Origin of the sequence: Spirosoma sp. KCTC 42546, from assembly GCF_006965485.1 — a bacterium.
Lineage (GTDB): Bacteria > Bacteroidota > Bacteroidia > Cytophagales > Spirosomataceae > Spirosoma.
Genome location: NZ_CP041360.1, coordinates 8,580,378 through 8,592,914 on the forward strand (window position 1 = coordinate 8,580,378; position 12,537 = coordinate 8,592,914).

Below are 12,537 nucleotides of genomic sequence, written 5' to 3' on the forward strand. Positions count from 1 at the left end.
ATCATAGGTGGCCTTCGGCAGGATACCCATTGGCAACTCGTTTATCGGCTTGTAGTTTTTGTTGCAACAGACCCCTTGCACGGGCGTATTGTGATTTAGACGTTCCTTCTGCAATGTCAAGCAGTTCGGCAATTTCTGGATGGTTATACCCTTCTATCGCGTATAAGTTAAACACGGTACGGCAACCGGGTGGTAGCTCCTGAATCAGTTGCAGCAAATATTTATAATTGAGTGCTGGCAAACTTTCGTCGGCCTGCGGTAATATCGGAGCCAATTCCTGTACGTCGCTGGTATGCTCCCAGGGCTTTTGTTTTCGTAACGACTTCAGGGCCGTATTGATCACCACGCGCTTTAGCCAGGCCTCTAACGGGCATTCAAATCGGAATGAGTCGATATGCTGATAGATCTTCACAAATGCGTCCTGCAACACGTCTTCGGCCTCGTCTGGGTCTTTTATATACCGTTTGCAAACGACAAAGAGCTTCCCGGCAAACCGCTCATAGAGCTGTCGCTGCACAATTCGGTCCTGCCGTCGGCAACCTTCGACTAATTCGTATTCATCCTGCATAGCAACGTTGACAACCCTATGACCTCAATCACGAACAAACCGTTGGAAGCTCGCGCAAAAATTTCTGTATTCTTACTGCAATTATATACCTTCTACGATTATTAATGCCGTATAATAGAACGCTGATTATTATGATACCGGGTAGCTGGTGCGATTAAGATGAGTAGGATTGCCTTTTCTCTGTCGTAAAGTCATGATCTTATCGTTATATTTTTTCATAATAAAATATGGTTTATGTTGTCAAAACCTGCGTAAATCATAACAATCATAAAAATCCGCGTTCTATTGATAGATACGTACCTTTGATAAAATCCCTTTCCTGATAAAAACGTATGAATCGTCGGAATGCGTTACGGTACTCGCTGGGCGTTGGGCTATCTACTTTAGTGTATCCGGCCTTTGCTCGTTCATTGACTGCTAAAAGTCGGTTCCACATTGGAGCCTGTGATTGGTCCATTGGCCCGGCTGGTGACATAAATTCATTTAAGGTTGCCAAACAGATCGGGTTGGATGGTGTACAGCTTAGCTTAAATACCAAAGCAGACCATGAACTACTTCGCCGAGCCGAAACGCAACGTGCGTTTAAGGAAGCAGCTAAACAGGCAGGAGTGGCCATAGGAGGTCTGGCAATTGGTTTGCTAAATGAAATTCCTTACAAATCCGATGCGCGAACAGAGCAGTGGGTGCAGGATAGTGTTGATGTAGCACATGCGTTGGGGGTAAAAAATGTACTCCTGGCGTTTTTCAGTAATAACGATCTTCGCAATGATCCTAAAGGGACTCAGGTTGTTATTGACCGATTAAAGGCTGTTGCCCCCAAAGCGGAGAAAGCAGGCGTGGTGTTAGGTATCGAATCGTGGCTATCGGCATCTGAGCATATTGCTATTCTAGATGCGGTGGGTTCTTCGGCAGTGCAGGTTTATTACGATGTCTGCAACTCATCTGTGATGGGTTATCCTATTTTTGACGAAATTCGAACGCTGGGCAAATCCCGTATCTGCGAAATTCACCTGAAAGAAAACGATCATTTGCTGGGCCAGGGGATTGTTGATTTACAGAAAGTGCGGCAGGTACTGGATGAAATTGGCTATACGGGCTGGCTACAGATTGAAGGGGCTATTCCTAAAGGCAAGCCAATGCTGGAAAGTTATATCGAAAATAATAAGACTGTTCGATCACTGTTTGGTTGACTATGTATTGCTTGGAGGCCGAAATTGTTGTTTCGGCATCAGAACCTATTGAATCAGGAATCTTGACATAACGAATGAAAACGATTTTTTCGCTGAATCCCTTCGCACTCACAACCGTTGGTTTTCTCTATCTGGCAGGGCAAACGTTCCAACCCAGTTCCCAACTGGGCTTGCTGTCGGGTGTTGATCCAACTCAGCAACACCGTGCTGTGTCCATCGCTGATTCGAATACGCTTTACCTGCCCCAGGATCTTGAAGCCACCCTCTGGGCGGAGGCTCCGATGTTCTACAATCCAACGAATATGGACATCGATGCCAGAGGCCGGGTTTGGATTACGGAAGCCGTTAATTATCGCAAATTCAACAACAAGCCAGAAAGCCGACTCGACCATCCGGAAGGCGAGCGCATCATGATTCTGGAAGATACCAATGGGGATGGTAAAGCCGACGATAGTAAAGTCTTTGTCACAGATCCCGATCTGGTATCGCCACTTGGTATTGCCGTTATTGGCAACCGAGTCATTGTGTCCTGTTCGCCCAATCTGGTCATCTATACCGACGAAAATGGGGATGATAAAGCGGATAAAAAAGAAATTATGCTAACCGGTTTTGGTGGTTTAGACCATGACCATGCGCTTCACGCCGTGGTGGCTGGCCCCGATGGCAAATATTACTTCAATACCGGGAATGCTGGCCCGCATGTAGTAAGCGACACGGATGGCTGGACGCTTCGGTCAGGCAGTTTATACGTAGGCGGAACCCCTTACAATAAAGCGAATCATGGTAGTCAGGTCAGTGATGATGGTCGGATCTGGACAGGTGGTATGGCGTTACGGGTTAATCCTGATGGATCGGGATTGAAAGTAATGGCCCATAATTTTCGGAATAACTACGAAGTTGCGCTGGATTCGTACGGCAATATGTGGCAGAACGATAATGACGATCAGGTAGTTGCGTGCCGGACGAGTTGGTTAATGGAAGGTGCTAATGCGGGTTATTTCAGCGGAGATGGTACTCGATACTGGCAGGCCGATCAACGGCCCGGGCAGACGATTCCGGTAGCACACTGGCATCAGGAAGATCCCGGCGTTATGCCTGTTGGTGATATCTCGGGTGCTGGTTCACCCACAGGGATGGTCGTGTACGAAGGCGATGAACTTGGGCCACAATACCGGGGAATGGTGTTGAGTGCCGAAGCCGGCCGGAATGTAATTTTTGGCTACAAACCAGAGGTTTCCGGAGCCGGCTATCGTATGCCACGCACCGATTTTATTAGCTCTTTCCCCGAAGTAGATCCTAACTACAAATGGGATGCAGTGAGCAACGATAGCCGAAAATGGTTCAGGCCAAGTGATGTTGCTGTTGGGCCAGAGGGAGCCCTGTATATTGCCGATTGGTATGATCCCGTGGTGGGTGGACACCAAATGCAGGATCATAAAGGGTATGGGCGAATTTATCGGATCACGCCCAAAGGTAAAAACCTGAAAATTCCGAGAATAGACCTGCGCTCAACACAGGGACAAATTGCTGCCCTTCTGAATCCAGCGGTTAATGTCAGAATGCTGGGGTTTGAGGCCTTGCGTGAACAGGGTGAAAAGGTTATTGAGCCGGTCATGGCTTTACTCACATCAGCCAATCAATTTCATCGGGCGAGGGCTATCTTTTTGCTGGCTCAACTTGGGGCCGAAGGCCAATTTGAGGTCGAGCGACTCTTAAAAGCGGTTGATGCTCCCGTTCGTATAACTGCCTTGCGAGCGCTACGCAGCATTACTCCCGAAAACTCCAAATCGATTCCTGCGCTTACCGCTTCCCAAAAAGCCTTATTGCCGTTACTTGGTAATCTGGCAACGGATCGGAGTGCGGCTGTTCGGCGGGAGGTGGCGGTTGCCCTCCGTGACGTTCCGTATGAGGACTGCCGATTCATGTTGCTGAATTTAGTAAAAGGGTACGATGGACAGGATCGCTGGTATCTGAACGCACTAGGTGAGGCTGCCGATGGCAAAGAAGAAGCCCTGTTTTTCGACATTCGCCAAACCTTGCCCGAGAACCCCGCCGACTGGGACGCTCGAACGGCCAATCTTATCTGGGAACTGCACCCACCGTCGGCGGTACCGATGCTAAAGAAACGGGCTGAAGCAGCATCCCTTACAGCCGATGCCCGGAAACAGGCTATTGTAGCCTTAGGATTTATCAAAAGTACTCCTGCTGCAAAGGCCATGGTCGAGCTGTCCAGGTCCACAAATAAAGAAGTGGCCGATCAGGCAACATATTGGCTGGGTTTCCGCAGAGGTAACGATTGGGCCAAGCTCCTGAACTGGGAGGAGGTGATGCCTACTAAAGTTTCGGAAGAAGAGCAGAAGATGCTGGCTAGCCGACAAGTGCTGTTGGATGAATACAAAACTGATGCTGAAAAACGGAAAGTTGCCTTAGAAATGGCCCGCGACCCCGAAGGTGGCAAAATTCTGATTGGGTTGGCCGCCGATAAAAAACTGTCGGATAAATTGATAAAAGCCGTAACGCCAACGATTCTGAAAAACCCTGATCAGACGGTTCGGACTATGGCGAAAGAATATTTTTCGACAAAACCAGAGGCTGCCGTCGTAAAAGAAGTTGCTGCTACTGAACCTACGCCAATACAAGCAGCCACATCGACACAAGCTCCTGTTGCTCCGGTTACCCTGGCTACAGCAAACAGTTCAGATCCTGCCATTGCTGAGGTTGCTATGTTAACGGGCAATGAGCAAACAGGCCTGACTGTTTTCAAAACCAACTGTGCTACCTGCCATCGCCATGGGCAACTGGGTGCCGATATTGGGCCGGACCTGAGTCAAATTCATCAAAAATTCGATAAAAACGGCTTGCTGGATGCCATCATTCACCCTAGTGCGGGTATTACGTTCGGCTATGAACCCTGGCTGATTACGACGAAAAAAGGGAACACCTACTATGGCTTCTTAGTGAGTGATAACGATCAGGCTGTGGTTATTAAGGGGATAAAAGGTCCTAAACATACAATTCCAGCGGATGCCGTTTTCTCGCGAAGACAGTATAAAACCAGCCTCATGCCCGACCCCACAGCGATGGGCTTAAACAATCAGCAACTGGCCGATCTAACAGCTTTTTTACTGAAACAGTGATTTTTCAACACAGCGGTACAGAGAATATAGCGTTTTGCCGAGATGTCGGTTATGAGTAACCGACATCTCGAAAACTCTGTGCTGAAACATTATTCCTTAGCTGAATAGCCCAACTTTTTTAGTTCGGTTGCTGTCAGGTTGAGCACATTTACGTCGATCTTGATAGGCGACAGGGGTGTATCGGTAGAATCGGTTTTAACGGCAACGATCGCGTCGACGGCGTCCATACCTTTAAACACCTGTCCAAAGACCGTAAACTTATCGTCCAGACGATGTTCACCTTTCTTGTTTTGCACAATATAGAACTGGCAACCCGCCGACAGTTTTTCCGGGTTATCATCCCGACCTGCACCAACTGCTCCATAAATATGCCGGATGGTTGGTCGGAATTCGGGTTTTAGTAGATAAGGTGAATCCGCAAAGCCAGCGGGTGTATCAGGACAACCACCCTGAGCCACAAAGTTGTTAATAACCCGATTGAACGTTAATGTGTCCCAATAGCCAGCTTTTGCCAGCCTGATAAAGCTCGCTTTGTGAGTCGGCGTTTCATCATATAGCCAGAAAAGTATGTCGCCTTTATCGGTTTTTATCTGACCTATCGGATAAGTTTTCTCCGGCTTTAAAGGTGCACCTAGTGAAAATAAATAGGCTAAAATCAATAGAAAGTTTGGCATCGTGTTGATGTGCAGTATAAAAAGTTAGGACGCCATATGCTCTGTAAAAAATAAGCTCAGGCTTAAATGCAGTTCTTTCAGTAGTTGCGTTCGACGGTTCTCATATTGCTTGAGCGATAAAGCCAATAATGCGTCTGACGGATGTTTTTCCTGCATCTGGCGATGTTTGTCAAGCAAACTATTTAACTCGCTGAGTTCAGCTACTAACGTATCAGGTTGACGAGGTTCTTGCATCTTAGTCAGCATCAATCAGTTCAATAATACCACGAGGATTATCTTGCCTATCCTTCATTAGAAAAGCTTGCCAATAGTTTATTGAGGGCAGTGTAATTGCTTCGTATCGCTCATCAGTTGGTGGATAAATGGCAATCAAATGCCCATCAACATAATACGTATCGCGGGAGCCACCAATTAATAAGTAAGGTATCAACGAGTCAATAGATTCTTCCAGGCTTTCGTTAAATACAATCAAATTTACACAATCTATATCATTGGGGTTTATTTTGGCACTAATAAAACTACCTCCAAGCCATTGATGAATTGATTGATTCAAAAGATGCGTTAAATCGTTAACATAGGATAAGTAATGGTTATGAAGAATTGGCCGTGCTGTTGACTCAGGAAAAGGGGCTACAAAGTATGTGAAAATATCAGATGGATTTAGACTGATGAGCGCATATGGGATTAGATTCCCGTTGTGGTCGAATGAGATCATAACCAAATATATAGTGAAAAGTATACTTAGCCATTCCTGAATTAAACCCTTTCTACCAAATCAGAGTCATAGTGACAAACGTTGTGGAAAAACAGCACTCCATCCATCTATCCCAACGATTGCTTTCTAATATAAACTATGCATTCATTCCTGACACTTTTTATTACGCTATTTACCTTGGCCGCACCCAAACAAACTAAGCCACCGACCGACTATGCCCGCGATTGGAAACGTGCTGACTCATTAGCTGCCAAAGGCTTACCAAAATCGGCCTTAGAAATCGCCAATCGGCTATACAAAGAGGCAAAAGCTCAGAAAAATTATCCTCAAGTGGCTAAAGCCGCTATGGCGCGAATGATTTTCCGGAGCTATTCGGACGAGAATGCCTATGTTGAACTAATTCGATCTTTACAGGACGACATTCGCGAAACACCCGAACCGGCGAAGTCGGTGCTGCAGTCGGTGCTGGGCGATGTGTATTGGCAGTATTTTCAGCAAAACCGCTACAAATTTTATAATCGCGCCACCGTAGGCATAACAAGCCCTGGAAATGCCTCACCCGAGAAGCCAACGTCTTCTTCTGGTTCGACAAACGATTTCACAACCTGGGATGCCCAGCACTTGATGGAAGCAGTCACGTCGGCCTATCTGGCATCTGTTCAGTCGAAAGAGCTATTGCAGAAAATCCCTATAGCGGCCTATGATGCCCTCCTGGAAAAGGGTGATCCTGATGCCCGTTTGCTTCGCCCTACGCTGTATGACCTGCTGGCGCATCGCGCTATCAGTTTCTTTCAGAATACAGAGCCTGATTTGCTGAAGCCGGTTTTTCGGTTCGAGCTGAATCAGCCCGCCTACTTTGCTGGGCCAGATGTATTTACTAAACTGACGATTCAGAGCCGAGATTCGCTATCGGGGCGATATCAGGCCTTGAAACTTTATCAACAACTATTGGCATTTCATCTGCCAGATGCTACCCCAGATGCACTTGTTGACGACGACGTGTTGCGGTTGGCCTTTGTGCATCGATATAGTAGTTTACCTAAGCGCGATTCGCTCTATCGAAAAGCCCTTGAAACACAAATTGCCCGGTTTAAAAATCAGCCCGCCGAAGCGGTCTATACCTATCAATTAGCTGAATTTTTGACTAATTATGGTGTTCCGGTTCGACCATTGGACGATAGCGAAGAGCCAATGTTGGAGCCTGCTAAGCCAAATCCATCCCGCTGGAACCACAAGCAAGCCGCCGATATTTGTCGCGATTTGATCAAACGATTTCCGAAAACAAGGTCCGGCAAGCAAGCTGCCCAACTGCTAAATCGCCTGTTGCTGCCTACTTATTCCGTGCAAGTAGAACAGGTCAATGCCCCTGAGCAGCCGTTCCGAGCGTTGGTGAATTACCAGAATGTTGGAAAGCTAACGTATCGACTAGTTCGGGTGACTGCTTCTGAAGTCCAAACATACCGAGACAACTACCCCAATGATGATCAGAAGAAAAAGTTATTCAGCGTCTGGATAAAGCGCCCTGTTGTGGCAGAAAAGACTGTTACATTGCCTGATGACGGCGATCTGAATAACCATTCGGTTGAGATGCCACTCATGGGTTTACCCATCGGGCATTACCTGCTTCTGGCAACATCGGATGATAAATTTCAGGAAAAAACGGAGTCGGTTCAATACGCGATCTTCACTGTATCGTCGCTTAGCTATCTAATCGCTCCACTTAGTACAGCGCAATCAAGACAGCTTACCACGCTATCCGTGACTAATCGGGTAACGGGAGAACCGGTCAAAACGGCCTCCGTACTCATCGTTGGAAACACCAAACTGTCGTCTATTAATGGAAAGCGGTTTATAACAGATGCTGACGGATGGGCGAAGATCCTGCCAGGAGATATGCCTTCTCAGGCGAACTTTCAGTATCTGATTGCGAAGGGTAATGATACGCTCTTGTCGGATCGGCAATATTTTTACCGATACGACAACGGACAACAGGATGAACAGGAGCAGACGTATGCCAAACTGTTCACCGATCGGGCAATCTACCGCCCTGGCCAGCCCGTTTATGTGAAGGGGCTTTTATATGGAGGTAAGGAGAATGTATTTGCTGCTCGGCCTAATCAAGATGTAACCCTCGATTTTCTGGATCAAAACGGCGAACGGATTGCTACGCAAACCGGTAAGACAAATGAGTTTGGTACGTTTAATGCCAGCTTTACGGCACCCGTTGGTCGACTAACGGGCATGATGACCGTACAGACTCCCTATGGCAGCACCAACATTCGAGTAGAAGAATACAAGCGCCCGACCTTTGAGGTGAAAACGCAGCCGATAAAACAATCATTTAAACTGGGACAAACGGTTTCTTTTTCCGCTGAAGTCAAAACCTTCTCAGGCGCGGTTGTCGATGGAGCAGACGTACGGTATCGGGTTGTTCGAAAGCTTCAATTACGGTGGGATTGGTGGTATCGACCGCGCAACACCAACCAGGCTGAAATTGCCAATGGAACAACTCAAACGGATGCACAAGGTAACGCAAGTGTTTCATTCACAGCTATTCCCGACCTTGATCAGGCGCGAGAAAACAATCCCATTTTTGATTTTGAGGTAACGATCGACGTCACTGACAAAGCGGGCGAAACGCGTAGTACGACCAAAACGTTACGCATCGGCTATTCGGCCCTACAAGTTAGTTTGGCCATTCCGGCGCAGGTAGAAAGCGATACCCCAGAAAGCTTTCCGGTTGGTATTACAAACCAATCGGGTGAGAAAGTATCGGCAACGGGTCAGTTGAAAATATACCGGCTTCAACCACCAACCAGACCGTTGCGGAATCGTTTGTGGAGCCGCCCCGATCGTCAGTTGTTGAGCAAAGCCGAGTTCGAAAAGTTGTTCCCAAACGACTTATACGCTAACGAAAACGACCCACGTTCCTGGCCAAAGGGTGAAGTTGTGCAACAGCAAACGATCTCTAGCCCAGCCGATTCACTCATTAAGCCCGACTTAAGTCGCTACACTCCCGGCGAATATGTAGCCGAGCTAGTCATTACGGATGCAAATGGCGAAACCACAAAAGAACGAGCCTTTTTTGCGGTTGTAAATGATAAACAGCCAACGGCTTCGGCACGTATTGATAACTGGGTGCAGGTTCGGAAAGCTATAGCTGAACCTGGACAGGAAGCCATCTTCTGGGTCGGAAATAGTCAGCCGGGTTGGGTGCTGATGACGGTGGAAGAAAATCAGAAAGTTACCCGGCAGGAGTGGCTGAAAACCGACGGTCGTCCACGGCGAGTGACCTTACCCGTTACCGAAAAGCAACGGGGTGGTTTTGCCGTGCAATTTGCTATGGTGCAAAACGGGCGACTTTACCAGAAATCGCAGGTCATTACGGTGCCATTTACCAACAAAGAACTCAAGATTGAAACGGAAACCTTTCGCAGCAAACTTAAACCCGGTGAGCGTGAAGAGTGGACGTTAAAAATCAGCGGGTTAGATAAAACACCTGCCGAACTAGTTGCTACACTATACGATGCTTCCCTGGATGTGTTCGACCGGCTCGACTGGCCAACATCGTTTTACCAGGTTTATTCGCCTGGTTTTTATGACTGGCAGTCGGGCAGTTTTGGTATTCAGTCGGCCAATACACTTTTCTATCGCAATCGATCAGAATTGTCGGTACCCGACCTTAAATATGATCGATTAACAGGAGGCTTTCGGAGGCAAGATGGAACCTATAACTATTTAGGGCGAGCGTCTGCTCCCGGTGTTGCCATCAGGGGCGGAGCTATGGCTAAAATGAGCGCGGCCACAGCGGCTCCAATGCAGGATGCAGCGGCTAATTTAAGAGCTAAGTCAGAAGAAACGAGTGTTATGGAATCGGTCCCCAAACCAACTCAAGCCCCGATTATTAACCCACGTAAGAATTTCAACGAAACGGCCTTTTTCTTGCCCCAACTCAAAACCGATGAGCAGGGGAGGGTTGTCCTTAAATTCACGATGCCAGAAGCACTCACACGCTGGCGGTTGCTAGCCTTCGCGCATACGAAAGATTTAAAAACGGGTACGCTGGAGCGCGAAATTATTACGCAGAAAGAGGTAATGATTACGGCCAATGCCCCCCGATTCCTGCGCGAAGGGGATACGATTCGAATTTCGGCCCGTGTCAATAACCTAAGCGAAAAAGCGTTGCCCGTAACCGCAAGCCTTACACTGCTGGATGCACTCACGGGCGAACCTATCAACCAAAAACTCAAACTCACTAACCTTCAAACAACGGTTAACATAGCTGCCGGACAAGGACAGGCGGTAGGCTGGACGCTAATTGTTCCGGCGGGCCTCGATGCTGTAATCTGCCGATTAACAGCGCAATCTGGTACGTTCACCGATGGGGAGGAGTTTACCGTTCCTGTGCTACCCAATCGAATACTGGTGACTGATACGCAACCTTTTTGGGTGAACGGCCGGGAGACGAAAGAGTTTAAACTGAAGCCACTTACTAGTTTAAATCCAGAATTGCCTGTTCAACACGAGCGATTGGCGGTAGAAGTGACGAGTAATCCGAGTTGGTACGCGCTGCAATCACTGCCTTATCTGATGGAATACCGATACGAATGCGCCGAGCAGTTGTTCAGCCGGTTGTATGCTAATAGCCTGGGAACTCATATTGTGGGTAGCAAACCTGCATTTAAGCAAGTGATTGCCGAATGGCAGAAGTCGCCCCCCAAAAGCCCGCTTGAATCTAATCAGGAATTGAAAGCCGTGACCCTGGAAAATTCGCCCTGGTTAGCCGATGCCCGCTCTGAAACGGAACGTCAGGCAAAACTGGGTCAACTGCTGGATGCCAATCGAATGGAAAGTGAACAGGGGCAGGCGTTTGAGAAGTTGCAGCAATTACAGGCAGAGGGTGGGGGCTTCCGATGGTTTGGGGGTATGGAGCCCAATCTATCAATGACGCTGCACATTTTGAGTGGATTCGGACATCTGCAAAAACTGGGTGTTCGTTTCCCGGATGGTTTACAGGCGAAAGTGAGCGAAATGCAAACGAAAGCCATCCGATACGTCGATACCGAGATGAAGCGTTGGGTTGATGAACAGAAAAAGAATGATGCGGATCAAAAAAATAAGCGAGTGGCTCCGTGGTATTTCTCGGCTACACAGTATCTCTATACCCGTAGTTTTTATTTGGATCAGCCCGTTGATAAAGCCGTGCTGGCCTATCTGAAACAGCGTCTAGTGAATGAGTGGCAGAAACAAAGTTTGCAAGGGCAGGCTTTGTCGGCAATGGCGCTCAATCGCTTTGGCGATACGAAAACCGCAGACGGTATTTTAGCGTCGTTGCGAGAACGGACCCGGAAAAGCGAAGAATTAGGCATGTACTGGCCTGATAATGTAAGTGGCCTGTATTGGTATCAAACACCGATTGAAACGCAGGCCTATTTGATCGAAGCCTTTGGGGAAATTAAGCCAGTTCAGTCCGAAATTGATGACATGAAACGCTGGTTGCTTCGTCAGAAACAAACCCAGTCGTGGTCGTCGACTAAAGCAACTACAGAAGCTATTTATGCATTGTTGCTTCGGGGGAGCGACTGGCTCGGTACGGGTGTAACTACACAGGTTAGCTTGGGTGGCCAACCGATTGAAGGGCGTGTTACTAAAGCCGATGCCATTACGGGCTATGAGAAAGTAACGTATGCGGCTTCGGAAATTAAACCCGAAATGGGAACGATCCAGATCACGAAGAAAGGCGATGGGCCAGCCTGGGGCGCCCTTTACTGGCAGCATTTTGAGCCACTGGATAAAGTGATACCTGGCAGCGCAGGGTTATCCGTTCAGAAAACGCTTTATGTACAACACGATTCACCGGGTGGACCCACGATTTCGCCGATAACCGCTCAAACGAGCTTAAAACCTGGGGATCTGATCAAAGTTCGGCTGGTATTGAAAACGGATCGGGTAATGGAGTATGTCCACGTAAAAGACAGTCGGGCGTCGGGTTTTGAGCCAATAGCGGCTTTATCAGGCTATAAATACCAGAATGGACTGGGCTACTACGAATCGCCCCGTGACGCCAGTACCGATTTTTTTATGAGTTACCTGCCGGTTGGTACGCATGTATTTGAGTATGACCTGCGCGTTACCCAAACCGGCGATTTCTCGGCGGGCGTGGCTACGGTGCAGTGCTTTTATTCGCCTGAGTTTTCGGCCCACTCCGCTGGCGAGCGCGTGAAGGTGAAATAGTACGGTCGGTCTGGTGTAA

General features: G+C 48.0%; 7 protein-coding genes. 3 read left to right on the top strand and 4 right to left on the bottom strand.

What is annotated here, in order from left to right:
• Position 1: 1 nt before the first annotated feature.
• On the bottom strand, positions 2 to 568 hold the full coding sequence (locus tag EXU85_RS34905) for an RNA polymerase sigma factor (protein ID WP_142776501.1): 567 nt from the start codon (positions 566 to 568) through the stop codon (positions 2 to 4).
• A gap of 332 nt (positions 569 to 900) precedes the next feature.
• Between EXU85_RS34905 and EXU85_RS34910 the strand changes: the two genes are divergently transcribed.
• Positions 901 to 1,758, top strand: coding sequence for a sugar phosphate isomerase/epimerase (locus EXU85_RS34910; RefSeq protein ID WP_142776502.1), 858 nt, complete (start codon positions 901 to 903; stop codon positions 1,756 to 1,758).
• 74 nt (positions 1,759 to 1,832) lie between these two features.
• Positions 1,833 to 4,895: a PVC-type heme-binding CxxCH protein gene (locus tag EXU85_RS34915; RefSeq protein WP_142776503.1), complete on the top strand. Its 3,063-nt coding sequence runs from the start codon at positions 1,833 to 1,835 to the stop codon at positions 4,893 to 4,895.
• 89 nt (positions 4,896 to 4,984) lie between these two features.
• Here EXU85_RS34915 and EXU85_RS34920 read toward each other — a convergent pair whose 3' ends face one another.
• The 3 genes from EXU85_RS34920 to EXU85_RS34930 are packed head-to-tail and all read right to left on the bottom strand — an operon-like array spanning position 4,985 to position 6,284.
• Entirely contained in the window at positions 4,985 to 5,569 is a 585-nt protein-coding gene (locus EXU85_RS34920) for a peptidylprolyl isomerase (protein ID WP_142776504.1), read from the bottom strand.
• Between the two features lie 24 nt (positions 5,570 to 5,593).
• Positions 5,594 to 5,803, bottom strand: coding sequence for a hypothetical protein (locus tag EXU85_RS34925; RefSeq protein ID WP_142776505.1), 210 nt, complete (start codon positions 5,801 to 5,803; stop codon positions 5,594 to 5,596).
• A gap of 1 nt (position 5,804) precedes the next feature.
• Positions 5,805 to 6,284 (bottom strand): hypothetical protein, encoded by a 480-nt coding sequence (locus tag EXU85_RS34930; RefSeq protein WP_371731977.1) that lies wholly within the window; start codon positions 6,282 to 6,284, stop codon positions 5,805 to 5,807.
• A 138-nt stretch (positions 6,285 to 6,422) separates the two neighbouring features.
• Here EXU85_RS34930 and EXU85_RS34935 point away from each other — a divergent pair, with 138 nt between their 5' ends.
• A complete protein-coding gene (locus EXU85_RS34935; RefSeq protein ID WP_142776507.1) occupies positions 6,423 to 12,518 on the top strand; it encodes an alpha-2-macroglobulin in 6,096 nt (2,031 codons plus the stop codon).
• Positions 12,519 to 12,537 lie beyond the last annotated feature (19 nt).